Origin of the sequence: Streptomyces canus, assembly GCF_001514145.1 — a bacterium.
Taxonomy (GTDB): domain Bacteria; phylum Actinomycetota; class Actinomycetes; order Streptomycetales; family Streptomycetaceae; genus Streptomyces; species Streptomyces canus.
Genome location: NZ_KQ948667.1, coordinates 252,590 through 278,018 on the forward strand (window position 1 = coordinate 252,590; position 25,429 = coordinate 278,018).

At 67.9% G+C, this 25,429-nt stretch carries 22 protein-coding genes, 1 tRNA gene and 6 pseudogenes; 18 read left to right on the forward strand and 11 right to left on the reverse strand.

Annotated elements, in window-relative coordinates:
• Positions 1-89 precede the first annotated feature (89 nt).
• From AQJ46_RS33550 to AQJ46_RS33560, 3 genes are all read left to right on the forward strand, one after another.
• Positions 90-1,295, forward strand: a complete 1,206-nt coding sequence (locus AQJ46_RS33550) for a DNA polymerase III subunit delta' (protein WP_059209131.1) — start codon at positions 90-92, stop codon at positions 1,293-1,295.
• A gap of 71 nt (positions 1,296-1,366) precedes the next feature.
• Positions 1,367-2,941, forward strand: coding sequence for an alpha/beta hydrolase (locus AQJ46_RS33555; protein ID WP_059209132.1), 1,575 nt, complete (start codon positions 1,367-1,369; stop codon positions 2,939-2,941).
• Positions 2,942-3,048: 107 nt separating this feature from the next.
• Positions 3,049-3,122, forward strand: a tRNA-Thr gene (locus tag AQJ46_RS33560).
• A gap of 128 nt (positions 3,123-3,250) precedes the next feature.
• Here the strand turns inward: AQJ46_RS33560 and AQJ46_RS33565 are convergent.
• Positions 3,251-4,435 (reverse strand): annotated as a pseudogene (locus tag AQJ46_RS33565) (tyrosine-type recombinase/integrase); the annotation flags it as partial.
• Here AQJ46_RS33565 and AQJ46_RS33570 point away from each other — a divergent pair.
• The 4 genes and pseudogenes from AQJ46_RS33570 to AQJ46_RS54530 all read left to right on the forward strand — a co-directional run.
• A complete protein-coding gene (locus AQJ46_RS33570) occupies positions 4,346-5,146 on the forward strand; it encodes an ATP-binding protein (protein ID WP_225887452.1) in 801 nt (266 codons plus the stop codon). The pseudogene AQJ46_RS33565 and the gene AQJ46_RS33570 overlap by 90 nt on opposite strands.
• Positions 5,147-5,622: 476 nt before the next feature.
• Positions 5,623-6,321, forward strand: coding sequence for an SDR family oxidoreductase (locus AQJ46_RS33575; protein WP_059209134.1), 699 nt, complete (start codon positions 5,623-5,625; stop codon positions 6,319-6,321).
• Positions 6,322-6,662: 341 nt separating this feature from the next.
• Complete coding sequence (locus AQJ46_RS33580) at positions 6,663-7,493, forward strand: enoyl-CoA hydratase/isomerase family protein (RefSeq protein WP_059209135.1); 831 nt, start codon at positions 6,663-6,665, stop codon at positions 7,491-7,493.
• A 478-nt stretch (positions 7,494-7,971) separates the two neighbouring features.
• Positions 7,972-8,061: pseudogene (locus tag AQJ46_RS54530) on the forward strand (IS5/IS1182 family transposase); the annotation flags it as partial.
• 234 nt (positions 8,062-8,295) lie between these two features.
• Here the strand turns inward: AQJ46_RS54530 and AQJ46_RS33585 are convergent.
• The 5 genes and pseudogenes from AQJ46_RS33585 to AQJ46_RS57535 form a co-directional block, all read right to left on the reverse strand.
• Complete coding sequence (locus AQJ46_RS33585; protein WP_059209136.1) at positions 8,296-8,484, reverse strand: SDR family NAD(P)-dependent oxidoreductase; 189 nt, start codon at positions 8,482-8,484, stop codon at positions 8,296-8,298.
• Positions 8,485-8,670: 186 nt separating this feature from the next.
• Positions 8,671-9,393, reverse strand: coding sequence for an alpha/beta hydrolase (locus AQJ46_RS33590; RefSeq protein ID WP_318656728.1), 723 nt, complete (start codon positions 9,391-9,393; stop codon positions 8,671-8,673).
• 39 nt (positions 9,394-9,432) lie between these two features.
• Positions 9,433-9,660 (reverse strand): hypothetical protein, encoded by a 228-nt coding sequence (locus AQJ46_RS57520; RefSeq protein ID WP_225887453.1) that lies wholly within the window; start codon positions 9,658-9,660, stop codon positions 9,433-9,435.
• A 318-nt stretch (positions 9,661-9,978) separates the two neighbouring features.
• Positions 9,979-10,782 (reverse strand): nuclear transport factor 2 family protein, encoded by an 804-nt coding sequence (locus tag AQJ46_RS57530; protein ID WP_225887463.1) that lies wholly within the window; start codon positions 10,780-10,782, stop codon positions 9,979-9,981.
• Positions 10,771-11,706: pseudogene (locus AQJ46_RS57535) on the reverse strand (NADP-dependent oxidoreductase); the annotation flags it as partial. The pseudogene AQJ46_RS57535 and the gene AQJ46_RS57530, both read right to left, overlap by 12 nt.
• A 90-nt stretch (positions 11,707-11,796) precedes the next feature.
• Between AQJ46_RS57535 and AQJ46_RS33600 the strand changes: the two are divergent.
• The 4 genes and pseudogenes from AQJ46_RS33600 (at position 11,797) to AQJ46_RS33610 (ending at position 14,085) form a co-directional block, all read left to right on the forward strand.
• The gene (locus tag AQJ46_RS33600; RefSeq protein ID WP_404828491.1) at positions 11,797-12,804 is read left to right on the forward strand and encodes a GlxA family transcriptional regulator; all 1,008 of its coding nucleotides are present in this window, start codon (positions 11,797-11,799) and stop codon (positions 12,802-12,804) included.
• 49 nt (positions 12,805-12,853) lie between these two features.
• Positions 12,854-13,111 (forward strand): annotated as a pseudogene (locus AQJ46_RS57540) (hypothetical protein); the annotation flags it as partial.
• Positions 13,057-13,185, forward strand: a complete 129-nt coding sequence (locus AQJ46_RS58525) for a hypothetical protein (RefSeq protein WP_263972889.1) — start codon at positions 13,057-13,059, stop codon at positions 13,183-13,185. The pseudogene AQJ46_RS57540 and the gene AQJ46_RS58525, both read left to right, overlap by 55 nt.
• Positions 13,186-13,491: 306 nt before the next feature.
• Positions 13,492-14,085, forward strand: a complete 594-nt coding sequence (locus tag AQJ46_RS33610) for a TetR/AcrR family transcriptional regulator (protein ID WP_059209138.1) — start codon at positions 13,492-13,494, stop codon at positions 14,083-14,085.
• Positions 14,086-14,468: 383 nt separating this feature from the next.
• On the opposite strand, the gene AQJ46_RS33615 is transcribed toward AQJ46_RS33610, so the two are convergent.
• Entirely contained in the window at positions 14,469-15,335 is an 867-nt protein-coding gene (locus AQJ46_RS33615) for an alpha/beta fold hydrolase (protein WP_059209235.1), read from the reverse strand.
• 829 nt (positions 15,336-16,164) lie between these two features.
• On the opposite strand from AQJ46_RS33615, the gene AQJ46_RS33620 reads away from it, so the two are divergent.
• Positions 16,165-16,767, forward strand: a complete 603-nt coding sequence (locus AQJ46_RS33620) for a TetR/AcrR family transcriptional regulator (RefSeq protein ID WP_059209139.1) — start codon at positions 16,165-16,167, stop codon at positions 16,765-16,767.
• Positions 16,768-17,257: 490 nt separating this feature from the next.
• Here the strand turns inward: AQJ46_RS33620 and AQJ46_RS33625 are convergent, their stop codons facing one another.
• A complete protein-coding gene (locus AQJ46_RS33625) occupies positions 17,258-17,929 on the reverse strand; it encodes a TetR/AcrR family transcriptional regulator (RefSeq protein WP_225887454.1) in 672 nt (223 codons plus the stop codon).
• A 68-nt stretch (positions 17,930-17,997) separates the two neighbouring features.
• Between AQJ46_RS33625 and AQJ46_RS33630 the strand changes: the two genes are divergently transcribed.
• A complete protein-coding gene (locus AQJ46_RS33630; RefSeq protein WP_059209140.1) occupies positions 17,998-18,837 on the forward strand; it encodes an alpha/beta fold hydrolase in 840 nt (279 codons plus the stop codon).
• 588 nt (positions 18,838-19,425) lie between these two features.
• On the opposite strand, the pseudogene AQJ46_RS52750 reads toward AQJ46_RS33630, so the two are convergent.
• From AQJ46_RS52750 to AQJ46_RS57545, 3 genes and pseudogenes are all read right to left on the reverse strand, one after another.
• Positions 19,426-19,860 (reverse strand): annotated as a pseudogene (locus tag AQJ46_RS52750) (tyrosine-type recombinase/integrase); the annotation flags it as partial.
• 32 nt (positions 19,861-19,892) lie between these two features.
• Positions 19,893-20,219, reverse strand: a pseudogene (locus tag AQJ46_RS52755) (HD domain-containing protein); the annotation flags it as partial.
• 16 nt (positions 20,220-20,235) lie between these two features.
• Complete coding sequence (locus AQJ46_RS57545) at positions 20,236-20,508, reverse strand: GntR family transcriptional regulator (RefSeq protein WP_225887464.1); 273 nt, start codon at positions 20,506-20,508, stop codon at positions 20,236-20,238.
• Between the two features lie 498 nt (positions 20,509-21,006).
• On the opposite strand from AQJ46_RS57545, the gene AQJ46_RS52760 reads away from it, so the two are divergent.
• From AQJ46_RS52760 to AQJ46_RS33650, 5 genes are all read left to right on the forward strand, one after another.
• Positions 21,007-21,939, forward strand: a complete 933-nt coding sequence (locus tag AQJ46_RS52760; RefSeq protein ID WP_079072523.1) for a toll/interleukin-1 receptor domain-containing protein — start codon at positions 21,007-21,009, stop codon at positions 21,937-21,939.
• A 285-nt stretch (positions 21,940-22,224) separates the two neighbouring features.
• Positions 22,225-22,830 (forward strand): macro domain-containing protein, encoded by a 606-nt coding sequence (locus AQJ46_RS55615; protein WP_159064089.1) that lies wholly within the window; start codon positions 22,225-22,227, stop codon positions 22,828-22,830.
• Between the two features lie 680 nt (positions 22,831-23,510).
• Positions 23,511-23,705 (forward strand): hypothetical protein, encoded by a 195-nt coding sequence (locus tag AQJ46_RS55620; protein ID WP_158013021.1) that lies wholly within the window; start codon positions 23,511-23,513, stop codon positions 23,703-23,705.
• A 105-nt stretch (positions 23,706-23,810) separates the two neighbouring features.
• On the forward strand, positions 23,811-24,233 hold the full coding sequence (locus AQJ46_RS33645) for a hypothetical protein (RefSeq protein WP_057612387.1): 423 nt from the start codon (positions 23,811-23,813) through the stop codon (positions 24,231-24,233).
• An 85-nt stretch (positions 24,234-24,318) separates the two neighbouring features.
• Positions 24,319-25,212 carry a glycosyltransferase family 2 protein gene (locus tag AQJ46_RS33650; protein WP_059209142.1) on the forward strand — a complete coding sequence of 298 codons (894 nt, stop codon included), beginning with the start codon at positions 24,319-24,321 and terminating at the stop codon, positions 25,210-25,212.
• Positions 25,213-25,429: the final 217 nt, after the last annotated feature.

Sequence of the window (25,429 nt, forward strand, 5' to 3'; positions counted from 1 at the left end):
GCCGACAACCGACCGTCGGCCCCGTTGTCAGTGGTCGCCCCCACAATGGATCCCGTAGCGCGAAACATGACGAAAGGGCGGCGTGACCCATGACCGTATGGGACGACCTGGTCGGCCAGGAGAGGGTGAGCGAGCAGCTCGCGGCCGCCGCTCGGGACGCCGACGCCCAGGTCACCGCCGCCACCACCGGCACCCCGCCGCCCGAGGCGTCGAAGATGACGCATGCCTGGCTGTTCACGGGACCGCCCGGAGCGGGCCGGAACCAGGCGGCCAGGGCCTTTGCGGCCGCACTGCAGTGCGTCAGTCCGGACCGCGCTCTCGGGGGAATCCCCGGCTGCGGGTTCTGCGACGGGTGTCATACGGCACTCATCGGCACCCACGCCGACGTCACCTCGGTGGCCGCCGTCGGCACCCAGATCCTTGCCGACGACATGCGGGACACCGTCAGAAAGTCGTTCACCTCGCCGGCGACCGGCCGCTGGCAGATCATCCTGGTCGAGGACGCCGAGCGGCTGAACGAGAAGTCGGCCAACGCGGTCCTCAAAGCGGTGGAGGAGCCCGCCCCCCGTACCGTCTGGCTGCTGTGCGCGCCGTCCATCGAGGACGTCCTGCCGACCATCCGCTCCCGCAGCCGCCACCTGAACCTGAGCACCCCCTCCGTGGAGGCCGTCGCCGACATGCTCGTGCGCCGGGAGGGCGTCGAGCCCGCCGCCGCGATGGCCGCCGCCCGTGCCACTCAGGGCCATGTCGACCGGGCCCGCCGCCTCGCCACCGATCCGGCCGCCCGTGAGCGCCGCGCCGCCGTACTGAAGCTGCCCCTGCGCGTCGAGGATGTCGGCGGCTGCCTCAGGGCGGCGCAGGAACTCGTCGACGCGGCGGCCGACGACGCCAAGCAGCTCGCCGAGGAGATGGACGGCAAGGAGACCGAGGAGCTGAAGGCGGCGATGGGCGCCTCCCAGGGTGGCCGGATGCCCCGCGGCACGGCGGGTGTGATGAAGGACCTGGAGGACAGACAGAAGCGCCGCCGCACCCGCACCCAGCGCGACAGCCTCGACCTGGCCCTGACCGACCTCACCGCCTTCTACCGTGACGTCCTCGCCCTTCAGCTCGGCTCACGGGTGGCGATCGCCAACGCGGACGCCGAGGACGCCCTGGAGCGGCTCGCCCGCGGCAGCTCCCCGGAGACCACGCTCCGCCGTATCGAGGCGATCGGCGCCTGCCGTGAGGCTCTCGACCGCAATGTGGCCCCGCTGCTCGCGGTGGAGGCGATGACGATGGCACTCAGAGCGGGTTGACCACGTCACTCGTACGAGGCTTTGTTTACACGGATTGCAATCAGTAAACTGCACAGAGTTACGCTCGCCTGATGTACACCAGGCGCAGCTCCCGCTCCCTCCGCATCGGCGGCACTCTTCTGGCTGCCGCGCTGCTCACCTCCGCCTGCTCCGCGGGTGCTTCGACGAACGCGGCCACATCGGCCGCCGACGTGGCGCTGGCCGCGCTGCCGCGGTCGACACCGGCCGCCCTCACGCCGTACTACGGGCAGAAGGCGCGCTGGCACGGCTGCGGGGTCCCCGGGTTCGAGTGCGCCACGCTGAAGGTGCCGCTCGACTACGACAGGACGGCCGACGGGGACGTCCGGCTCGCCGTCGCCCGCAAGAAGGCCACCGGCCCGGGCAAGCGCCTCGGGTCGCTGTTCGTGAACCCGGGCGGGCCGGGCGGCTCGGCGGTCGGCTACCTCCAGGCGTACGCCGGGATCGGCTACCCGGCCGCGGTGCGGGCCCGCTACGACATGGTCGCGGTGGACCCGCGCGGGGTCGCCCGCAGCGAGCCCGTCAAGTGCCTCGACGGGCGGGACATGGACACGTACGCCCAGACGGACGTCACCCCCGACGACGCGCGCGAGACCACCGAACTGGTCGACGCCTACAAGAAGTTCGCGGAAGGGTGCGGCGCGCACTCGGCGAAGCTGCTGCGGCATGTGTCGACGGTCGAGACGGCCCGGGACATGGACATCGTGCGGGCGGCACTCGGTGACGCGAAGCTGAACTACGTGGGGGCGTCGTACGGGACGTTCCTCGGGGCGACCTACGCGGGACTGTTCCCCGGCCGCTCGGGGCGGCTGGTGCTGGACGGCGCGATGGACCCCTCACTGTCCGCGCGCCGGCTGAACCTCGACCAGACGGTGGGCTTCGAGACGGCGTTCCAGTCGTTCGCGAAGGACTGTGTGCAGCAGCCGGACTGCCCGCTCGGCACGAAGACCACGACGACCACGCAGGCAGGCCAGAAGCTCAGGACCTTCTTCGCCAAGCTGGATGCGCACCCGATCCCCACCGGTGACGCGGACCGCCGCAGTCTCGGCGAGGCCCTTGCCACGATCGGTGTGATCGCGGCGATGTACGACGAGAGCTCCTGGGCCCAGCTGCGGGAGGTGCTCGGCTCGGCGATGAAGGAGAACGACGGCGCCGGGCTGCTGGTCCTCGCCGACAGCTACTACGCGCGGGGCGCCGACGGCCGCTACGGCAACCTGATGTCCGCCAACGCGGCCGTGAACTGCCTCGACCTGCCGCCCGCCTACGACAGTCCGGAGGAGGTCGAGAAGGCCGTCCCGACCTTCGAGAAGGCGTCCCCCGTCTTCGGCGAGGGCCTCGCCTGGGCCTCCCTCAACTGCGCGTACTGGCCGGTCGGGTCCACGGGGGAGCCGCACCGCATCAAGGCGGAGGGTGCCGCCCCGATCGTCGTGGTCGGCACCACCCGCGACCCGGCCACCCCCTACCGCTGGGCCCGGTCCCTGGCCGCCCAGCTCTCCTCGGCCCGCCTGCTCACCTACGACGGCGACGGCCACACCGCCTACGGCCGCGGCAGCACCTGCATTGACTCCGCGATCGACGCATATCTGCTCCGCGGCACCCCTCCGGTGGACGGGAAACGCTGCTCCTAGCCCTGGTCGCCGGACCGTCCGGGGTGCCCCGAGGGCTGGTGCGGAGCACCCCCGGAATCTGTGTAGACTTACCGACGTTGCTGACCGCACCATGGTGCGGACGGCGCGCCGCCTTAGCTCAGATGGCCAGAGCAACGCACTCGTAATGCGTAGGTCTCGGGTTCGAATCCCGAAGGCGGCTCCGAGAAACCCTGGGACTCACTCGCCGTGACCTGGGGTTTTTCCTTGCTCGGGGCATGACGCGTCACGCGGCCGGGGTGCCGCGAGATGGCTTGCGTGAGCGATGCGTGAGCGGAGCGGTCCAGCGCCCTACATCTTGGGCTTCTTCCGCTTGCCCTTCTTCTTGGCCCTGGCCTCGGCTTTCGCCTTGGCCGCCGCCTTCTTGGCGGCCTTACGGGCCTCCTCTGCCTTGGTCTTGCGCTGAAGCGGGACCAGCCTGGCGGTGGCTTCGGCCGCGTTCTTGCCGACCTGCGGCAGGACGCTCTGGTAGATGTCCCGCGTGATGCGGGTGTCGCTGTGTCCGAGCGTGTCCGACACGATCTTCACGTCGATGCCGGCGGCGAGCATGAGCGTGGCCGCTCCGTGCCGGAGGTCGTGCAGCCGGATCGGTGGGAGGCCGGAGGCGGCGACGAGGCGCTCGAAGAGGTCGGTCACCTTCCCGGGATGGAGCCAGGAGCCGTCTTCCCGGGTGAAGACCATGCCGGTCTCGACCCAGGCCGGTCCCCACTCCTCGCGGTCCGCGTCCTGCTGTTCGCGGTGCCGCTTCAGGACGTTGACGGTGTCGTCGTCGAGCGCGACCACGCGGAAGCCGCTGTCCGTCTTGGGCTCGGAGGTCTCGACCTCCCACCCGTCCTGGACGAGCTGGGCGGAGACGGTCAGGGAGTGGTCATCGAGGTTGGTCTCCGACCAGGGCTGCGCGCATGCCGCGCCCCGCCGCAGGCCGCGGAAGGCGATCAGGTGCCACATCGCGTACAGCCGGTCCTCCGCGAGGAAGTCGAGGAACGCGCCTGTCTGTTCGGGCGTCCAGACCCTGACGGGGGAGGGCTTCTCACCCACCTGCTCCCACCTGGCGACCCGCGCGTCCGTCCACACCAGAGCCTTCGGTTTGCGCACGGGGTCGACTTCGACGTGGGCTGCCGGGTTGAAGGTGAGGATCTGCTGGCCGATCGCGTCGTTCAGCGCAGACCGCAGCGTGGCCTTGATGCGAACCCGGGTAGCCGGACCGGTCACACGCCGGAATGGCGGCATGGCATCGATCGCCGCCTTCATCACCTTGCGGCGGGCGCGGTTGCCCGCGCCCTTCCACGGGAGGGTGGCCAACTCCTCGACCGCGGCCCGGCGCTGGGCGTTCTGCTCCAGGATCTCGGTATTACCGTCGGCTATGGCTGTGAACATCTCGCTGAGATGGCTCACACGCAGGCGGTCGAGACGGTGGTGGCCGATCCGGGGCTTCAAATGGAACCGGATATCGGTCTCGTAGCGGGTGAGCCCGCTCGCTTCGTCATCTCATGCACCCGCGCACCGCAGCGGGTGCGGCAACTACGCCGGATCAGTGCCGCTCATCTCCGGCTGTGGGGGATCGGTTCCTGCATCGACACCGCCGGCTTGCTCATCAGCGAGCTGGTCACCAACGCCATCCGGTACGGCGAGACGGAGGACGTCAGCTTCTCCGTCTCGTACTGGCGGGGCGAGGTCCGCATCGAGGTGGCTGACGGAACTCCTGACCGGCCGCAGGTGAAGAGACCAGCCGCCGACGAGGAGAGCGGTCGCGGCATGCTGATCGTCGAGGCGCTCGCCGAGGACTGGGGGACCAGTGAGGACGGCACACTCACGTGGTGCACTCTCGCCGTACCGGAACCGGTGGTGCCCAAGTCGGGGTTCTGGTGCGAGTGGCGCCAGGAGGACGGCCAGCAGCTCGCGCTCGCGGCCATGTCCACGCCGGACCGCGCGATCCGCTGGGCTCGCATCCAGATGCGCGTCATCGCCTCGGCCATCGACGCGTCGGTGGTTGGCTACGTTTGGGACTGGCTGTCCGACGGATGGCGTGAGCCTGCCGAAGCCCTGAAGAACGGCGAGGAGTTCACGCTTCCCCTCTCGGCCGGACGCTACAGGTTCATCTGGCACGCCCGTCCGGTGCGCTTCGTGCCCGTGGTCGGCGGAACCCCTCTGCCCCACCTCGTGGAGGAGGAGCAGGAATGGGACTGAAGCCTGCCGAGCTGTGAAGCCGGTTCGACTGGCGAGGTGGGAGCTGCTTCAGATGCGAGCGGACCGGGCTTCCCGTGACGGAGATCGTTGATATCTCCATGGCAGGTGAGACCTTCGTCCTCCAAGCCTGTCAACGGGTGCGTGTTCAGGCTCGAGCAGCTCCACTGCACGATGAGTGAGCGAGCCGTCCGCCGCCCGCGCCCCGGGAGGTCCACGCCCCCACCGCCTCGTCCCATCACCCAGTGGCCCACTAGCGCGCCACTCGACAGGCCGCCTGCCCATGTCGCCTGGCTGGACAGCTGCTCCTTGACGGCGCTTCGGCAAGGTGCCCGGCGCAGAGTCGTTCAGCAGGCGGATCGGTTGCGATCACCGACTCGCCTGCTTATTATTACGATCGTAATTTAACGGAGCTGGGTCACCTCGACCCATGCCATCAGTGCTCTGGTCATCTCCTCTCGACTTCACCGGGAACCTTCATGGACCTCTCTGACAGCACCGCCCTTGTCACCGGAGCGAACCGGGGCTTCGGCCGGGCCCTCGCCGCCGAACTGCTCAGCCGCGGCGCCACCGTCTACGCCGGCGCCCGCAACCCCGACCAGATCGACCTGCCCGGCGCCAAGCCGATCGCACTCGACATCACCGACCCCGCCTCCGTCGCGGCAGCCGCCGCGGCCACCGGCGACGTGACCATCCTGGTCAACAACGCGGGCTCCTCCACCGGCGCCGACCTGCTCACCGGCGACCTGGACGACATCCGCCTGGAGATGAACACCCACTTCCTCGGCACCCTGACCGTGGCCCGCGCCTTCGCACCCCAGATCGCGGCCAACGGCGGCGGGGCCATGCTGAACGTCCTGTCCGGCCTGTCCTGGGTCAGCTTCCCGGAGCTCGGCGCCTACTGCGCCGCCAAATCCGCGGAATGGTCACTCACCAACACCCTGCGCCTGCAACTCGCCGACCAGGGCATCCGCGTGGCCGGCCTGCACGTCGGCTACATGGACACCGACATGGTCCGTACCGTCGACGCGGCCAAGTCCGACCCGGCCGACATCGCGCGCATCGCCGTGGACGGCATCGCCGCCGGCGCCTACGAGATCCTCGCCGACAACGCGACCCGCCAGGCCCAGGCAGCACTTGCCGGGGGCGTCTCGGTGCTCTACCCGCAGCTCCCCTGAGGAGCACCCGCCCTCGCTGGCCAACCGCCAGGCACGTCCGCCAAGGGAACCTCAACGCCATCACTGCCCTCCCCTTCCTCCGCGAAGACTTCGGCGGCGGCCTCGCTTGAAAGCGGGGATATCGAGTGGCGGCTCGCCATCAGCTCGAACGAACCGGATCCCACACCAGGCCGCACAGGCGCAGGCGGGCCCGGGGCAGCCGATGCAGCTCCGACTGACAGGTTGGCGGCACCCGAACCCCACCAGGCTTAACAGCTCCGTGGTCGCCGGACGCGATCACGGCCACGCAGCCCCCAGCCCCAAGCCCAACCTCAAGCCCCCTACGAAACGGAAGCCACGCCATGAGCCAGCCCAGCACGATCCGCCTGGAGCGGACGACTCCGCGGACCGCGAGGATCACGTTCTCGAATCCTCCCGTGAACCTGGTGGTCCCCGAGTCGATCGTGACGCTGCACAAGATCGTCTCGGAGCTGGAGAACGACCCGGACATCCAGGTCGTCGTCTTCGCCAGCGAACTCCCCGACTTCTTCATCAACCACTTCGACGCCGCCGCGGCCGCCGACCTTCCCTTGCCCGAGCACGAGGACGACAACCCGTTGTGGACCGACATGGTCCTGCGGCTGAGCAAGGCTCCGTTCGTCAGCATCGCGGCCATCCGGGGCCGTACCCGCGGCGCCGGCAACGAGCTGGCCCTCGCCTGTGACCTGCGCTACGCCAGCCGCGAGAAGGCGTTCTTCGGCCAGCCCGAGGTCGGCATCGGCCTCGTCCCCGGCGGAGGCGGCGCCGAGCGGCTTCCGCGCTCCATCGGCCGCGACCGCGCGCTGGAGGCGATCCTGACCAGCGCCGACTACGACGCCGACCTGGCCGAGCGCTGGGGATGGGTCACCCGGACCCTGCCCGACGCGGAACTCGACGCCTTCGTCGACGCGACCGCCGCCCGTCTCGCCTCCTTCGACCGACAGGCACTGGCGACCGCGAAGTCCCAGGTCAACCGGGCGACACTGCCGCCGGACGCCCACCTGGTCGCCGCCTTCGGCGAGTTCGCGGGCACCCTGACCCAGCCCGGATTCGCCGCACGCGCGGTCGGGCTCGGCGCCCTGGCCGCCGAGAAGGGCCTCGACGTGGAATACCAGCTCGGCGAGTACATCGGCCGGGTCAACGAAGCCCTCTGAACGTCCCCGGCCGCGCCCACGACCGACCACAGCGCCCCACAGGGCGCCGCGCGTGCCACGACACCCTCGGCGGGTTCCATCTTCACGGCCAACGCCCCACCCCGCAGGGTCGTGACGTGCAAGTCGACCGTTCTCGCGTCCGGTAGTCCGCGGTGGTGCAGCCGTCGCTCCGCCCGTCGCGATGCTCCCCGGAGACATAGCTCTCGGCGGGGCCCGGACCTTCTGTCCGTGCCGCGATCCGCGAGAGCCCCCTCGCGGACCCGGCGACTCAAGCACACATGGATGTCGGTCGACATCTAAGAGATTGACTTTTTATTACGACCGTCATCGTGTTGCTCGCGGCCTCTAGAAAAGCTCAGGCCATGAGTGACACGCATGTGACCGCACCGACCCAGTACATCGAGGTCGACGGCGACCGGTTCGCCTACCGGCGCTGGGGCAAGCCCTCCGGGGTCCCGATCTTCCTCGTCCAGCACTCCTGGATCTGGCCAACGCCAGCGCCGACGGCGCGATCACCAAGGCCCCGTGCGGCGGCGACCGGGCCGGTCAGTCCCCGGTCGACCGCGCGGCGGACGCGGGCGGGAGTCAGCCGCCCTGGCGGGGCGGGCTGTTCCCAGGGCCGTCGCAGGGGTGAGTCAGGTCCACCGGTCAGCGGCCTGAGGTCACGGCGAGCGGGCCGAACAGGTTGGCCTCCAGTTCGAGACGCAGACCGGAGGTGTCGGTGTCGAGCACGGAACCGACGCGGGCGATCCCGGCGTTGTTCACCGCTCACGTCCTGCGCGATCCCGGCGGCGCGGGCCACCTAGGCGGGGTCCGTCACGTCGAGGTGCAGTGGGAGCAGCCGGGGGTCGTCGGCGACGATCGGGCGAGGGTCGCGGGCGGCGGCGTAGACCTTCGCGGCACCGCGGTCGAGCAGTTGCCGGACGAATTCGCGGCCGAGGCCCCGGTTCGCGCCGGTGACCAGGGCGATCTGGCCGCCGAGCTGAGTCACGAGACCTTCTCCGTGAGTGAGGGCGCCGGTCGGGCGCTGATGTGACGATCACGCCGCTGTACGGGTTGTGGGGCGGTATCCGGCGCCACGATCCACCTGCGGTTGGTGGGAAGCGTGACGCCGGATACGGCCGGCTGGGCGTGGAATCCGGAAGATCGCCGGACGGTGACGAGCGAAGTCTGGTACTCAGGCGCCGAGATGCCGGCGCAGCGACTGGCCCATCTGCTCGATCGCCTGGTCGACCTCGGGTACGCGTCCGGCGCCGAGGACGAAGGAGTGTTGTCCCTCGGGCATCGGGTGGACCTCGGAGGTGACCTTGAATTCGGTGAGCCGTTGTGCGAGTTCGGCGCCGTCGCCGGCGAGGGTCTCGTACTCGCCGTAGTGCACGACGGTGGGCGGGAGGCCGGTCAGGTCGGCGTTGACGAGGCTGATCCGCGGGTCGGCGAAGTCCAGGTCCGGGTCCTGCAGAAACGCTGCCCGCATCCCCTCGAGGGTGTTGCGGCTGAGCATCTTGTCGTGTTCCTCGTTCTCATCCACCTTGGGGTTGGCGAGGGTGACGTCGGTCCATGGCGAGATGCTGACGATCGCACCGGGGGTGGGCTCGCCCTTGGCGAGCAGCCGCAGGGGCAGCATGACGGCGAGGGTGCCGCCGATGGAGTGGCCGGTGCTGCCGATGTGCTGCGGCTGGTAGCCCTGTGCGAGCAGCCATCGGTAGGCGGTCTCGACGTCGTCGGGCTGTGCCGGGTAGGGGTGTTCGGGGGCATGGCGGAAGTCCACGACGAGCGAGCGGATCCCGGCGGCCTTCGCGATGTGCCCGGCGGCCTTGCGGTCCGAATGCATGGAGGCGGTGACTGAGCCGCCGAAGTGGAAGTGCAGCAGCGCCCGGTCGAGGTCGGCGCCGGCGGGGATGGCCCAGAGGGCGGGGACGCCGTCGGCGTCGACCTCGGCTTAGGTGACGCCTTCCGGTTCGGTGGACGCCAGGTGGTACGTCTCGGCGATGTCGCGCACGATGCCCAGGTCCAGGCCCGGCGTCAACCACTTGGCGCGCACGCTTTCCAGGAACTGCGCGAACTGCTGCGCCTGCGGACTGATTCCCCTGATGACACTCCTGTCTGTGCTGGTCACGCTCGTCGTGCCCAGCCGGTTCGGTGACGCGACAAGGTGCTGGTGTGCCACACGGCCTCTTGTATTACATTCGTACGTTAATAGGGTGAGGCGAGCCGGTCGGCAAGAGGTCAGCGAGAATTAAATTATGGTCGCACGCTCAATGGGGGCCCGGAGGCGGCGGCCAGCGGCCAGCTGGACGAGTGAAGGAGAGTGCGGGGCCCGATACGGGCGAGAGCGCAAGCAGGAGACGCGGCGGCGGATCATCGAGACGGCTGGGCGTCGGTTCAAGAGCGACGGGATCGACGGTTCGGGGATCGCCGCGCTGATGGCCCAATGCCGGTCGCTCTTGTGGGGGCTGGACACGATTCGCCCCGCCCCCGGCGGCTGTCAGAACATCGTGTTGTCGTTGGCGGCGGTCTCGGGCACGGCCTGTTCGGAGTTCCAGTGCTCGACGATCCTGGCATCGCGGACCCGGAAGAGGTCGATGACCGACCGGCCACGCTCGCCCGGCGTGTCGACGTAGTGGCTGTGCACGGCGACCAGGTCGCCTTCGGCGATGACGCGTTTCGGTGTGACACTCGACTGCGGGAACTTGTCGAAGTAGCTGCCCAGGTCGGCCTTGAGGCCGGCCGCGCCGTCGGTGATGTTCGGGCTGTGTTCGTGGTAGTCGGCGCCGACGTAGGCGTCGATGGCGGTCAGGTCCTTGCGGACCAGCAGCTGGTCGACGAACGCGGTGACCAGTTCCTTGTGGTAGGCGGTGAACCAGCGCTGCCCGACCGCGTCGGTCCGCGGCTCGCTGAGCGTGGCGAACATGTCGTTGCCGCTGGCCGTGGTGGCGGGCACTTCCTGAATGACGTCCCAGTGCTCGGCGATCTTGCCGTCCTGGAAGCGGAACAGGTCGAACACGGCCAGACCCTCGGTGCCCGGCACCATGACGTAGCGGGAGTGCAGCAGCACCAGATCACCTTCGGTGATGATCCGGCGGGGCTCGAAGGCGGCCTGCGGGAACTGCTGTCGCATGGCGCCGCTGAAGTACTTGAGGGCGTCGGCTCCGTCGGGCGCCAGGGGGTTGTGCTGGATGTAGGAATCGGGCCGCACGACCCGATCGACGATGGCCGTGTCCCCGAGGACGAACACGTCATGCAGCAGTTGGCTGGCAAGGTGTGCCTTGCTGTCTCGGACGGTCAGCACGATCTTGCCGGTGGTGCGGCCGGTCTCGCCGAGCGTGTGCGCCTTCGCGGCCTCGGCGAGCGGGAAGGTGGCGTCGACGTGGGCGCGCAGTGCGCCGGTCTCGACGAGGGCGGCGATGGCCTGCATGCCGGCGTGGTCGGCCTCGACCAGCAGCGACTCGTAGCGGATCCCCCGCTCGGCGATCGCCGCCAGTTCGCCGGCGTCGACGGGTACCGGAAGGATCGAGACGAGGGTGCCGCCCGGGCGCAGCACGGCCACGGATCGGGCGCGGGCGGCGGAGTCACGGGAGATCGGGTCGAGGACCACGTCGATGTCGCTGAGCACCTCGGTGAAGTCGACGCTGTGGTAGTCGATGACCTCGTCGGCACCGAGGGATCGCAGGAAGTCGTGTTTGGCGGCGCTGGCGGTGCCGATCACGTACGCGCCGCGGTCCTTGGCGATCTGCACGGCGAGGTGACCGACGCCGCCGGCCGCCGCGTGGATCAGGACTCGCTGCCCGGCCCGGACACCGGCGGTGTCGACCAGTGCCTGGTAGGCGGTCAGCGCGGCCAGCGGCAGCGCACCCGCCTGGACGTGGTCGATGCCCGCGGGCTTGTGCGTGAAGACGCGGGCCGGCCCGGTCACGTACTCGGCGTGCGAGCCGACTCCGCCCGGGTAGGGCAGCATGCCGAAGACCTCGTCGCCGGGCTTGAACAGCGTGACGCCCACGCCGACGGCCTCGACGACGCCGGAGACGTCCCAGCCGAGCACCAGCGGCATCCGGGCGATGGTCGCGGACTGGGCACGGTTCCCCCAGTCGGTCGGGTTGACCCCGGCCGCGTGAACGGCTACCAGGATCTCGCTCACCCCTGGCGCCGGTTTGGGCAGCAGGGTCTCCTTCAGAACGTCGGGGGCGCCGTAGGTGTCCTGGCTGATGGCTCGCATGGTTTCGGTGTCCGTCATGGGCCCAGCCTGGCCGCCGTCACAGGCCCCTACAATGGCGTGATCGCCAATTTTCGACGGGATCCTGCCGTGATCAAGGTGCACCGCGTCGTTGTCCTCGCCTCGCACGGGGTGTACCCGTTCGACCTGGGCATTCCCCACCGCGTCTTCGGCGCCGCGGACGGCCGCTACGAGGTCGTGACCTGCACCATCGACGGTCACCCGGTGCGCACCAACGCGGACTTCTCCATCACCGTCGATCATGGCCCGGAGGCGTTGCGCACCGCCGACACCGTCATCATCGCGCCGTTCCACACCGGCAACCCCCGCCGTCAGACGTCGGTCGACCTGGCGCAAGTCCTCGCGTACGTGGCCCCCGGCACCCGGATCGTGTCGACCTGCACCGGCGCCTTCGTGCTGGCCGCGGCGGGGCTGCTCGACGGGCACCGGGCCACCACGCACTGGCACGCCACGGGCCTCTTCCGGGAGTGGTACCCGCAGGTGGAACTCGACCCGAACGTCCTGTTCGTCGACGAAGGCGACGTGCTGACCTCGGCCGGTGCCGCTGCCGGCATCGATGTCTGCCTGCACCTTGTCCGCAAGGACCACGGCAGCGAGATCGCCAACCGTGTGGCCCGCACCTGCGTCGTCCCCCCGTGGCGCGACGGAGGCCAGGCGCAGTACATCGAACACCCGGTCCCCGACGCAACGGCGAACGACACGTCCGCCGCCCGGCAGTGGGCGCTGCAGAACCTGCACAAGCCGCTGACGCTGAGCGACCTTGCCGAGCAGTCGAACATGAGCCAGCGCACCTTCGCCCGCCGCTTCAAAGAAGAAGTCGGCTTGAGCCCCGGACGCTGGCTCATCCAGCAACGCGTCGACCGGGCCCGGCAGTTGCTGGAATCCACCGACCTGCCGGTCGACGAGATCGCCGGCCAGGTCGGCTTCGCCGGCGGCACCTCGCTGCGCGAACACCTGCACGCCGCTATCGGCGTCACACCACTGGCCTACCGGCGCACCTTCCGAGGCCCACTGGCAACGAGCCGTGCCGCCGCGGCGGATGCCCGGCGGGACGGGCAAGCATGTCGCCCTGGACCGTAAAATTATGTACGTCATACCATCGGCCATGCTGGGGACCGGTATCGGTCGCGGGTATGACAGCAAACGCACCCGTGAGTTGCTCGACGAGATCGGCTTCGACGCCCAGATCGCCTGCAAGGGCATGCCCGCCCCGATCCAGATCGGCAAGAGGTGGGTGGTGGAGCGGACCAACTCGTGGATGAACGGCTTCGCAAAATCCGCCGCTGCACCCGACCGTAACGCCCAGGTCATCGACTTCTACGGGTGGGCTCGATGGCACTCGCCACCCCCGACCCGGTCGAGCGCATACGCGCGGGCGCACCCCTGAACACCCCCGACCCCGCGACCTTCTGCGGCAGCGGCGCGGCCGGCTACACCGACTACCCCACCCACACCGCCTGACCAGGACGCCCAGCGCCCGGGGGAGTCGCCTCCCTCGGGCGCTTCGGCGTACGCACGGCATAGCCAGGCAGCCGTGAGCATGCGCTCGCGACGCCGGCCGTGTGCCGGTGATGACGACGAGGTCCCGCCCCACGGCTCGGAATCCGGACTCGCCGCACCGGACGTGGACTTGGCTCACTCCCCATGACGACTCTGCGGCGAGGGTCTCTCCCAAGATCACCTGTCGATTGTAATATTATGTACGTCAGGCCACGTCTTAGGATGGGATACGAGGCAAAGGCCCGGCGGAGTTGACGGAGGAACCCTGTGGCGCGCTACACCAAGGAGCACAAGCAGGTGACGCGGCAGCGGATCATCGAGACCGCCGGTCACCGGTTCAAGAAGGACGGTATCGACGGCTCCGGCATTTCCACGCTGATGGCGGACGCCGGGCTCACCAACGGAGCGTTCTACGCCCACTTCGAGTCCAAGGACGACCTCGTCGCCAACGTCATCGCCGAGCAGCTGCGCACACAGGTGGAGCAGTACGACGCGCTGCGGCCCGGCCGCGAGGGACTCGAGGACCTCATCCGCGCATACCTGTCACCCCAGCACCGGGACAACCCCGGCGACGGCTGCCCGAGCGCCGCCCTCCTCGACGAGATCGGCCGCTGCGGCGACGGGTCCAAGGACGCCTACACCGACGGCGCCAAGGCCATCCTGGAAGAGCTCGCCGCCCGCCTGGCACCCGGGGATCCGCAGTCCGCCCGCGGTCAGGCCATCGGGCTCTACACGATGGCGGTGGGAACGTTGCAGCTGTCCCGCGCGCTTTCCGACCGGAAGTTCTCCGACGAGGTCCTCGAGCGGGGAATCGAGAACGTCCTCGCCTTGGCGCGGTGCCCGTCAATACCGGCTGGGTGACCACCTGACAAAGGCCACGACGCCGGTGCCGTACACCCGCGCTTCCGCCGCCAGCGAGAGCGGGTGGCCCCGGGGCAATTGCCATCTCGGAAGCGACACCGACGCGGCGGCCCTCCGCTCGTACCGCCGATGGCGCTGCGCGCATTCGGTACGCCGTGGAGGCAGCGCAGGTCCCGGGCCTGCCGCCCGGACGGCACGTCGACCACACCGGTCTCCGCATCGCTATCCCGCACGACAACCGCCTCGGCGCCGCATGACCGAGAAGCGAGCAGGTCAGTGACGTGGAACAGAGTGACGAGAGCCGTGACGCCCGGCGGGCGTCACGGCTCTTAAGGACTCCTTAAGTCAACATCCTCGGCCCGAGCGCCGATCACACTGCGGCCCTACGGCCGGCCGAAGAACTCGAGAGCCGTCGGCACGAACTGCTCGTGGTACTGGAAGATGCCGCCGTGGCCGCCGTCGGGGTAGATCACCAGCTCGGAGTTTGGCAGCCGCCTGTCCATGTCGTACGAGTTCGGCGTCGGAACCATGCGGTCGTTGTCGCCGTTGGCGACGAGCACGGGCTGCTTGATGCGGGAGAGATCCTGCGGCTGTGCCAGCCCCCAGCGGTGGATGGCCTTGAGCTGTGACCTGTAGGCGGTGAGGGCGATGGCCTTGTCCCGGTCCTTGGTGCGCTCCTTCAGGCGGGCCAGGAACTCCTTACCGGCCCGGATCCCGTTCGGGGTGCGGGTGAAGAAGAGGAACTGCTTCGGGTCCTGGAAGGTGAGCAGCGCCCGGAGGGTGTCGTAGTCGGACAGCCGGGTCACGTTCTTGATGCCCTCGCCGCCGGCCGGACCGGTGCCCGCGAGGATCAGCCTGCGGATGAGCTGCGGATCGGACTGGGCGATCACCTGGGCGATCATGCCGCCCATCGAGAAGCTGAGGACGTCGACCTGATCGAAGCCCAGGGCCCGGATGAAGGTGACGGCGTCCTTGGCCATCTCCTCGATGGTCTTCGGCGTCTTGCCGGTGGACGCGCCCACACCTCTGTTGTCGAACGTGATGACCCGGTGCTTGGCGGCGATGCCGTCGACGACCCGGGGGTCCCAGTTGTCGAGGACCGCGGCGAGGTGGGTGATGAAGATGATCGGCATGCCGGTCCGGGGCCCGAGGTCGCGGTAGGCGAAGGTCACTCCGTCGGCGGTGACGGTGCGGGTCTGCGCGTTCTTGTACGACGTCACCACGTCACCTCGTGTTTCGCGTGCGTTCACGGTCGTGCCCTTCGATGTGTGGGTTACCGTCAGTACGCTGGCCACTTCTTCCTCGTAGGTGGGCGCAGAGCGGTTCCCGATCTCCCGGACGCGAGTGCAGTCCGGGGTCGACGGTCAGAGGAGGCCCAGAGAGTGAAAACCCCCTTCACCAGGCCCCTGAACAACCCGTCGATGATGGAAGTATGACCATAATCCCATCGGGGGGCAAGGGGATGAGTTAAACGAGGCGCAAAGAATCGGAATAGCGGGTTCCGTCGAGGTGGGGGTGCACAGCACCGCACACCACCAGGGCGGCAGGGGGTCACCTGCGCCGCCGGACGAAGCGCCGGTCGTGGCGGATGAGGGGTGGACGTCCGATCCCGGGACCCGGACAGCGGACGATCTGCACGTCGGCCGACGGGCCGCAGGTGTCGGGCGACGGCCAGGACGTCGACTCGGCGCGGACGCATCATCCAAGGGCTTCCAGCCGGGGATGCGGGGCGCCCGATCGCCCGAGCACCTCGGGATCCATCTCACAGGTCCGCTCGCGCGACAGTTAACTTACGTTCGCAATACAATGCATGGGGGGCCGTACGTGCAGGGGCCCCCCACGGCGGGCGGTGACCCTGCGACCGCTCACGGAGCCGCACGTGAGCCTATGACGGAAGAAGCCCATCGGAATCGGAACCGTGGGCCGAGAGGTGGCGACCCGCCCTGGCCGGACACCTGGGTTCTGGTTCAAGGTTCGGGGCGTGAGGTTCGGGGTTATTGAATTACGTTCACAATCCAATACATTGGAGGAGTCGTTGGAGGGCGTGCCGCCCTCCCGGCGCACAGAAGGGTGTGTGGGGTGCGATACAGGAGAGAGCACAAGCAGGCCACCAGGCAGAGGATCATCGAGACGGCGGGCCGCCGGTTCAAGGAGGACGGCATCGACGGCTCGGGCATCACGGCGCTCATGAAGGACGCCGGGCTCACCAACGGCGCCTTTTACACCCACTTCACGTCCAAGGACGACCTCGTGGCCACCACGATCGCCGACCAGTTGCACGCCCAGAACGCGACCATCGTCGCGCACGCGGAACCGGGCCGCGCCGGCCTCGAACAGATCGTGCGCTGGTACCTGTCCCCCTGGCACCGTGACAGCCGCGATGTCGGCTGCCCCTCCGCCGCCCTGCTCGACGAGATAGGGCGCTGCGCACACCCGACCAAGCAGGCTTACACCGAGGGTGTACTCGTGGTCGCCGACGGCATCGCCGCCCGCCTGGCGCCGCACGACCCGCTCTCGGTCCGCCCCATGGCACTCAGCTCGTACGCCATGATGGCCGGCACACTCCAGCTCTCCCGAGCCCTCGCCGACCCCCAACTCGCCGACCAAGTCCTCGATCAGGGCATCCACAACGCCCTCGCGCTCCTGGGCGTCGAGCACGACTGCGCCACAACCCCGAACTGACCGTCCCAGATCGCACCCGACGCCGAAGCCCGCCCGTCGCACCTGAGCAGCGCACCGCTTGACCCCACCGCGCCAGGTCCCTGCGCCAAAGCCAACCGCCCGCGACCTCACAGGCGGCCGCTCGGCCGACGCCGGGGCTCGCCGGTCCGCCACGCGTCCGCCATGAGCGAGGCACCCCGAGGGGAGCGAGCCTAATGACGTCTACCGACCGACCACTTAACAGCATGGTCATAATGCAATCGCTGGCGCCCGCACCTCGGGAAGCCCAAAATGATGAGCATCCTCGCCCCTACGGACGAGATAGGGAGACGACGACGGGGCTGCACCTGGCGGCCCGTAAAGGCCCTCGCGAGGGCCCGAACGGCGCCGCCTGCCGCAGCGAAAAGTGCCCTGAAACCCACTACAGGACCCGGACATGACCACACCGCGAAATCCCCTCTGCGTCAGTGTCCGACCCTCGGGTGGTCGGCCCTGCGTAGGTCGGCTGTGGTCAGGCTTCTGCTTTCGGAGCCGCCGGTTGGTCGCTGTTGTCGTGCGCCAGTGAGGCGAGAAGTTCCTTGCGGCAGACGTCGAGGATTTCGTCCGCCAGCGGAGAACCGTCCGGGCAGGCCCGCGACAGCATGACCGCGCCGACCGAATGGGCGAGCATGTCGATCACCCTGGTGCGGGCCTCGCGTGGGTCCGCTTCCCCCGGTGTGTCGCTCTGGGCCTGAAGGGCTGTCAGCAGGTTCTCGATCCCGGCTGCGAACTCCGTTTTGAGGTCCGCCGGCTGACGTGCGGCATCGCCGCTGAGGGCCGCGATGGTGCAGCCGTCGCCGCGCCCGTCGCGATGCTCCCGGGAGACGTAGCTCTCGACGAACTCGGCAGGGCCCAGACCCTCTGTCCGTGCCGCGATCTGCGAGAGCCCGCTCGCGGACGCTTCGGCCATCAGGTCGGCCTTGGAGCGGAAGTGCTTGTAGAACCCGCCGTGGGTGAACCCGGCGGCTGCCATCAGTTCCGCCACGCCGACACCGTCGTAGCCGCGCTCACGGAACAGCCTGGCCGCTGTCGCGACGATGTGCGCACGGTTCTGCTCCGCCTGCGCCTTGGTCACTCGCATGGCCGGCATCCCCTTCCACGGTCGACACTCGATGGTCAAGCATACATAGATGTCGATCGACATCTAAGGGCTTGACTTTTTAAATTACGAACGTCATCGTATTGCTCCTCCCCACCAGAAAGGCTCAGGCCATGAGCGATACGCATGCGACCGCACCGACCCAGTACGTCGAGGTTGACGGCGACCGATTCGCCTACCGGCGTTGGGGCAAGCCCTCCGGGGTCCCGATCTTCCTCGTCCAGCACCTCCGCGGGGGGATGGACCACTGGGACCCGCTGCTCACCGACGGCCTGGCCGAAGGCCGCGAGGTCATCCTGTTCAATGGGCGCGGCATCGCCTCCTCATCCGGCACGCCGCGCAACCGGATGGAGGACATGGCCGACGACATCGCCGCGGTCATCCGGGCGCTGGGTCTGGAGCAGGTCGACCTGCTCGGCTTCTCGATCGGCGGCTGGCAGGTAGAGGAAGTCGCGCTGCGTCACCCCGAACTGGTGCGCAAGCTCCTCCTGGTCGGTACCGGCCTGCGGGGCGGGGACCCGACGATGGACCCCAAGGTGCCCGAGGTGGCGACGAATCCGGTCCCCACGGTGGAGGACTTCCTCTTCCTGTTCTTCGGCCGCTCGGAAGCCGCGGTCGAAGCGGGCCGGGCCTTCTGGGAGCGACGCCACCAGCGGGCCGACCAGGATCCGCCGAGCTCGCTCGAAGTCGCACAGGCGCAGCTCGAAGCGGCTACCGCCTACGGGGAACCGCTGCCGGGCGAGAATCCCTATGCCTACCTGAACGCGATCACCCAGCCGACGCTGGTCCTCAACGGCACGAACGACGTGATGATCGCCTCGATCAACTCCTGGCACCTCGCCCAGAACATCCCCAACGCCCAACTGCTGATCTACCCCGACGCCGGGCACGGAGCCCACTTCCAGTACCCCGAGCGGTTCCTGAAGCACGCCCTTCAGTTCCTCGACGAGTAAGCAGCCGCGCTCGAAAGGCGAACGGCACGTCCTCGGCCGACAGTTTCGCGGCCATCGCCCTTCGGCGGCGCGGAAGTCACTACGCAAGGCCAGGACGGGCTGGCCGACGCCCGGGGCATCGGGCGTGTGGCACACAGGGCGCGGTCGGGGTTGAAGACGCAGGTGACGAAGGTCCCCAGGTACACGTGCGGGTCGTGGCGGGCCACGATGCGGCGCGGGCGGGCTTCGTCAAGGGGCAGGGGCGGCTCCAGTGGCTTGGGAATGGGTCATTCGTCGTCGAGACGACTGGTTCCCACCATGGTGGGAACCTCGTGCTGTGGCGACTGCAGTTCCTCGGGAAGCTGCTGGTCATCCAACGGGCGGTGCGTGAGCGGTGCGTGAGCGGATGGTGCGGCACAAGGTGGATTCAACGGCAGGCACCGACGAGCTCACAAGTCGCTGATCAGGGGAAACGGGATCCAACGTGATGATGCGGCACCAGCCGCCACGACCCCGCGAGCCCTCGTAATGCGTAGGTCTCGGGTTCGAATCCCGAAGGCGGCTCTGTCGAAGCCCAGCCCAGACAGTGTCTGAGCTGGGCTTTCTCGTTCAGCGGATGCGGCGACGGCGGCGGGAGCGTGCTGCGCGGGTGTCGGGGGTCTCAGTTTCGGTCTCAGTGGGGCCCGGGACGCTGCTTGTGGGCGGGGGCGCGAAGAACTCGCCCATGCGCCGCATCGCGTCCTTCGACAGGTGCGATCTGCCCTTCACGTAGCGGCGGGTCTGGCTGATCTGGGTGTGCCGCAGGATCTCCATGATCGTGGTCATGTCGACGCCCAACTCGTTCAGGATCGTTCCCGCCGTGTGGCGACTCCCGTCGTAGAGGCGTCGGTCGTCGATCCCGGCTTCGGTGAGTAGCTCCTTGAACTCCTCGTAGTCCTGGCGGGGGTCGAGTGGACGCCCGTCCGGTCGCGAGAAAACGACGTGGTGTTCCTGCCACAGGTCGCTGGCCGCGGCTCGCGTCGCTGCCTGTCGAGCCTTGTGGTCCGTGGTCCGCCAGGAAGGGGATGAAGACAGGACTCCTCGCGCATGCCGCGGGCTTCCGCCTCCAACCATGCGCAGGAGTGATGAGCGACCAGGTTGATAACCCGTTCGTCGGCGGCGGCGACGTCCCGGAGGTATCGGGCTCCGTCCAGCGGGTGAAAGCCCGTCTTGGCCAGGTCCGGCGCGTAGCCGAGGTCGTGCAGTACCGCTGCGGCCTCCAATAGATCCGCGTCCTGGTCAAGAATGAGCGCAATCGTACGCGCCCTCTCAGCTACTCCGAGGCAGTGCTTCCAACGCCGCGGAAGCGGATCGGCGAGCAGGGACTCAGCCAGGGGATAGGCCCACTCGGTCAACGTCGGCAAGCTACGAACGCTCCTCTCACGTCGGCACGGCGCGGACCGTCCGCACCCTGCCCTGTCCGCCACCCGCCAGCACGCCGGCGGTCTCCAACTTCTCCAGCGCCTTGGTCACTGTGGGGCGCGAGACCCCGAACCGGTCGGCCAGCGCGGACGCGCTCGGGAAGGCTTCCCCCCACCTTGAGCCCCTCAGCCGTGATGATTTCGGCGATGCGCTGATCGAGGGGACGCCGGTCGATTCGAGTACCGGAGCGCACGACGCGCCACCGTTCGCCCGGTGCCGGTTCGGCCACACCTTCCTGTCGCAGCATGCCGAACGCGCGGAGGGCGACCCCGCGTGAGACCTTGTAGTCGCTCATGACCTCAGCCAGGGACGGCAGCTCCGTCATGGTCGGGTCGTCCTCGATCTGCTTCCTCACTGAGTCGGCAATCTTCAGGAAGGTCCCCCGAGGGTTGGCCTGCTGCGACACTCGCTCTCCCTCTCGTTCGCCCATTACCCCCTCCCACGACTCCCGACCGCTGCCGAGGGGCCCGGGCGGGGACACCGCCGCCGTCCATTGGCGTCCGAAACCTCAAGTACGAGTCCTGGCGGATGTGGTGCCACGCATCTACGCGAGCTGAGCCGACGGCGAGCCACGCATGAAGCATCGCGTTCTCGGATGGTGCGTGCCAGCTTGCCGAGGACAGACTGCGCGCGTTCCGCAAGTGATCGCATCCGGTGAAATCACGGATACCAAGGGCGCGCTTGGGGCATCATGAGGGCCCACTGGAGCGTTCCGAGGGGTGCAGGCTCATGCAGATTTTCATCAGCTGGTCGGGCACAGCGGCGCAGCAGTGCGCGGAAGCGCTCCGGGACTGGCTGCCGTACATGAATCAATCAATCTCTCCATTCGTGTCATCTCAGGATATCGAGAAAGGAGAGCGGGGACTTGCCAAAATTGCGGGCGAGCTTCAAGCGTGCTCGTTCGGCATTGTCTGTGTGACCCGCGAGAATCAACATGCTCCGTGGATTAACTTTGAATCAGGAGCCCTGTCGCGTGAGTTGGGGGAAAGCTCCCTGATTCCCTTCCTTGTGGACATGCAAGTAAAGGATCTGTCCTCTGGACCTCTTACCCAATTCCAGGCGACTGACAGTTCGCATAAGGAGGACGTGTGGGCAATGGTTAAGTCCATCAACGGAAAATGTGAACCGCAGGTCGAATCGGAAAGACTGCGAACGATGTTCGATAGGTTCTGGGATGACTTGGCGACATCGCTTGCCTCGATCCGAGACGCGAACCCGACTGCGGACGCTCCGCAACGCGAGGTTTCCGATATTCTTGACGAACTGGTCAAGCTGGCGCGCGAACAACATGCACGGATCGGCTCTCTTGAAAAGTCAATCGGAAGCGTTGGGGTAACCAACAGTACATCCCACTATACGATTAACGAGCCTAAGGAGGTGCGGATCGCCAGTGATGCAGACGATTCAGCGGCAATCGCTGCCCGAAGGGAAAGAGCCAAGCGTGTGGGGAGTATGGCCCGAGAGTTGATCGGTGGACGCTCATACGTCACAAAGTCCGTGGTTGTTGGCAGCATGCATGTAAATTTGACATGCACCGAAGAAGGGCTTCTCAGAGCGCATGAGGTAAGGAACAAACTGTCGGCTCTGGCGGAAGATTACAGGGTTAGCATCACAATTTTTAGGCCGGACGGCGTGGAGGAAGCTGCTCATCCGCCTTTCTAGTCGCCGCTCAGATTACTTCAGGTTGTCGCGATGAGTCGCTTAATTACTACCTTCCGTTCACGGCGAGGGTGGGTGCTCCTTTCTGTACATTTCTCATTCGCGTTCGCCGCGTTGGCGGGAATCGTGCAGTTGATCCTGGCCGTTCGGCCAACTAGTGAGCTGCAGGGTGGGAGAACAATAATCTGGCTGGTCGTCCTCTCTTGCCTGTGGGCAGTAATGCGATCAGCCCCTCGCGAATCAGTCGGTCGAGATTTCAAGCAGCCCGACTTTTCCGTAATCGTGAAAGTGGGAGATCTGTTTGCCGAGCAGTCTAACCTGATAATCGGCTTCACGGATGTCTTCGATACCTCGACTGAAGATGAGGACATCATCTCTTCTAGAAGCGTTCAGGCTCAGTTTCTCGAAAAAGTTTTCCACGGGGACGCTTCAGCTCTTGACGAGGCCCTAAGGGGAGCACTGAGGGGCTCGCCCGTACTTGAGTCGGAAAGCGAAGCTAGCAAACCGAGGGGTAAGCGCGACCGTTATCCACTGGGGACAGTTGCTGTTATCGGCAGCGGGGAATTTAAATACTACGGCGTTGCGTACTCGCACATGAGTAATGACCTAGTTGCTCAATCGAGTGTTGATTACCTCTGGCGAAGCCTCGAAAATGTCTGGTCGACACTTGCCTCAAGTGGCCATTTGGAACCTGTGGCGATTCCTGTACTGGGCTCGGATCTTGCGCGAGTGGGAAGTCTCGGACGCGAGAGCCTGATTAAGATGATCGTACTCTCGTTCGTAGCCAGGTCTCGGGTTTCCTTGGTTTCGAGAAAGCTAACTGTGGTCGTTCACCCCTCTGGCGCCGACGAAGTGGACTTCAATGAAGTCCAGGCATTTCTCAACTCGCTGTAATTGTGAATATAGGGACGCAGGATGCTGCACCACGTGTGGAGACCAGGGCGCGTAAGCCGGGAACTGCCACTATCTTCTTCGACCAGTCGGCGATCGTAGAATTATGTAGCGGGTGACGCGGGGTGGGTATTCGCAAGTGGTCTCAATCGTGGTCTCAATCCGCCCGCGATCCGGGCTTGTCCGTCGTCGTCCACTGAAGTCCAGCGACTGCCCTGAACTGGCACAACGGCCCTTTGCTGGACGTCCGCGGACACCTCCGGCCCAAGTTCGGACAACTCGTAATGCGTAGGTCTCGGGTTCGAATCCCGAAGGCGGCTCTGTGGAAGCCTCAGGACTCACTCGCCGTGACCTGGGGCTTTTGCTTTTGTCGGATGCGTCGGGCGGCGGTCGTCGATCCCGGCTTCGGCCAACAGGGCCCTCCAGCGGAGCGGCTGCCCTCGCTCGACGTACGGAATCGGCATCTGCATGGACAGGGCGGCACTTGTCGTTGCCCGCTCGTCCCGCGTGGTCGTCACCGGCGTGGCGGTCCTCTTCCACGCCGCGGCCCGGACACCGTGCGAGGGCCCCGGCCCCCAGGATCGCCCAGGGCGATTGTTTACGCGTTACCGCCAATAACCGCCCGCCCGCTTTGGCGGCTCGCCGCCCTGCGTCACCGATCGGGACCCGGCTAACGTCCCGGCATGAGGCGACGCAAGCGCATCGGAACGAGCCGTGCCGTGTCCTTACGGCGCGTGCGGGACAGGTCGATCCAGCGCCGGGAGGAGGTCCGGTCCGGCGGCTGGCGCAGACGGTTCGGGCGCCGGGCCGAGCAGGCCCGGCCCTGGCTCCAGTTTTTCGCGGATCTCGCCACGCTGCTCGCGCGGGTGGTCCGGTAGCCGGTTCGGGACGCCCGGTTCGTGACGCCGTGTCCGCACGGACATCCTCCGTCCTGGCCGTCACCATGGGGTGGACGAGGCAGGACCAGCGCGCGGAGGAGCCGTATGTCAGGAACCGGGCCGGCGGGCGGCTACTCCGCCACGCCCCTCGCCAAGAAGCTCGGCATCAAGGCGGGTCACCGGGTACGGCTCGACGGCGCGCCCGACGGGTGGGACATCCCCGGGCTGCCCGACGACTGCGAGGTCGCCGCGGGCGGTTCGCACGGCGCGGATGTCGTCCTCACCTTCCATCGCGAGTACGCGCGGCTCGCGGCCGAGGCGGACGGACTGGTCGCCGGCCTCGCGGACGATGCCGCACTGTGGATCGCCTGGCCGCGCAGAGCCGCCGGACACGTCAGTGACATCACCGAGAACGCCCTGCGGGAGGTCTTCCTTCCGCTCGGTGTCGTCGACGTGAAGGTCGCGGCGCTGGGGGAGGACTGGTCGGGGCTGAAGTTCGTGCGGCGGAGGGAGAACCGGCGGGGGTGAGGCCCCCATACCTGAGAAGTCCTTACCGTGAACGGCTAGCATCGCGCCGGTTGATGCCCGTTGGACGAGGGGACGAGGTGGGGACATGGGCGCGCCGAGGATCGCCGTCGCCGTGGTGACCATGGGGAACCGGCCCGACGAGGTCGACGCCCTGTTGCGGTCCGTGGCCAAGCAGGACATCCCCCCGGCCCGGATCGTGATCGTGGGCAACGGCTGCCGGCTGCCCGAGTTCGCCGAACGGCTCTCCCTGCCCGGCGAGGTCACCACCCTCGACGTCGAGGAGAACCTCGGCTGCCCCGGCGGCCGGAACGTGGCGCTCGCCCGGCTGCGCGACTTCGGCGACGTGGACGTCGTGGTGGAACTCGACGACGACGGCCTGCTCGTGGACGCCGATGTGCTGCGCCGCGTACAGGAGTTGTTCGCGGCCGACGAGCGTCTCGGCATCGTCGGCTTCCGTATCGCCGACGAGAGCGGCGAGACCCAGCAGCGGCACGTCCCCCGTGTCGGCGCCTCCGATCCGATGCGCGGCGGCTATGTCACCGGGTTCCTGGGCGGCGGGCACGCCTTCCGCATGACCATGCTCGCCGAGACCGGGGACTGGCCCGCCGAGTTCTTCTTCGCCCACGAGGAGACCGACCTGGCCTGGCGGGCCGCCGACCGCGGCTGGCACATCCTGTACGCGCCCGAACTGCTGCTGCAGCACCCGAAGACCTCACCGGCCCGGCACGCCATCTACTACCGGGTCAACGCCCGCAACCGCGTCTGGCTGGTGCGCCGCCGGCTCCCCCTGCCGCTCATCCCCGTGCACCTCGGCGTGTGGACGGCGCTCACCCTGCTGCGGACCCGGTCGGCGAGTGGACTGCGCGCCTGGTTCGGCGGGTTCGTCGAGGGCCTGCGGGAACCAGCCGGCGAACGGCGGCCGATGCGGTGGCGAACGGTGTGGCACCTCACCCGGCTGGGACGCCCGCCCGTGATCTGAGGGCTCATGGTCCCGAGGACAGGACGAGGGTCCCGGTCGTTCACCTCCACCGACCGGGACCCTCTCGCGTCCCACGGATCCGGCCGCGACGGCGACACTCCCCCGAGTTGCGCGTCGTACGCGCGCGCCCTCGGGCCAGATCCGATGTAGTGATCACATCAGGTTGCGCCAACAAATCGCTAACATTGGCCAACGCATCTAGATTTTGGTGTTCGCC

Bases quoted from the DNA above. Each gene is read 5' to 3' on its own strand.
- AQJ46_RS33550 (WP_059209131.1), top strand. From the start codon at position 90: ATGACCGTATGGGACGACCTGGTCGGCCAGGAGAGGGTGAGCGAGCAG.
- AQJ46_RS33555 (WP_059209132.1), top strand. From the start codon at position 1,367: ATGTACACCAGGCGCAGCTCCCGCTCCCTCCGCATCGGCGGCACTCTT.
- AQJ46_RS33570 (WP_225887452.1), top strand. From the start codon at position 4,346: ATGGCTCACACGCAGGCGGTCGAGACGGTGGTGGCCGATCCGGGGCTT.
- AQJ46_RS33575 (WP_059209134.1), top strand. From the start codon at position 5,623: ATGGACCTCTCTGACAGCACCGCCCTTGTCACCGGAGCGAACCGGGGC.
- AQJ46_RS33580 (WP_059209135.1), top strand. From the start codon at position 6,663: ATGAGCCAGCCCAGCACGATCCGCCTGGAGCGGACGACTCCGCGGACC.
- AQJ46_RS58525 (WP_263972889.1), top strand. From the start codon at position 13,057: ATGGCACTCGCCACCCCCGACCCGGTCGAGCGCATACGCGCGGGCGCA.
- AQJ46_RS33625 (WP_225887454.1), bottom strand. From the start codon at position 17,929: ATGTCGATCGACATCTATGTATGCTTGACCATCGAGTGTCGACCGTGG.
- AQJ46_RS33630 (WP_059209140.1), top strand. From the start codon at position 17,998: ATGAGCGATACGCATGCGACCGCACCGACCCAGTACGTCGAGGTTGAC.
- AQJ46_RS52760 (WP_079072523.1), top strand. From the start codon at position 21,007: ATGCAGATTTTCATCAGCTGGTCGGGCACAGCGGCGCAGCAGTGCGCG.
- AQJ46_RS55620 (WP_158013021.1), top strand. From the start codon at position 23,511: ATGAGGCGACGCAAGCGCATCGGAACGAGCCGTGCCGTGTCCTTACGG.
- AQJ46_RS33645 (WP_057612387.1), top strand. From the start codon at position 23,811: ATGTCAGGAACCGGGCCGGCGGGCGGCTACTCCGCCACGCCCCTCGCC.
- AQJ46_RS33650 (WP_059209142.1), top strand. From the start codon at position 24,319: ATGGGCGCGCCGAGGATCGCCGTCGCCGTGGTGACCATGGGGAACCGG.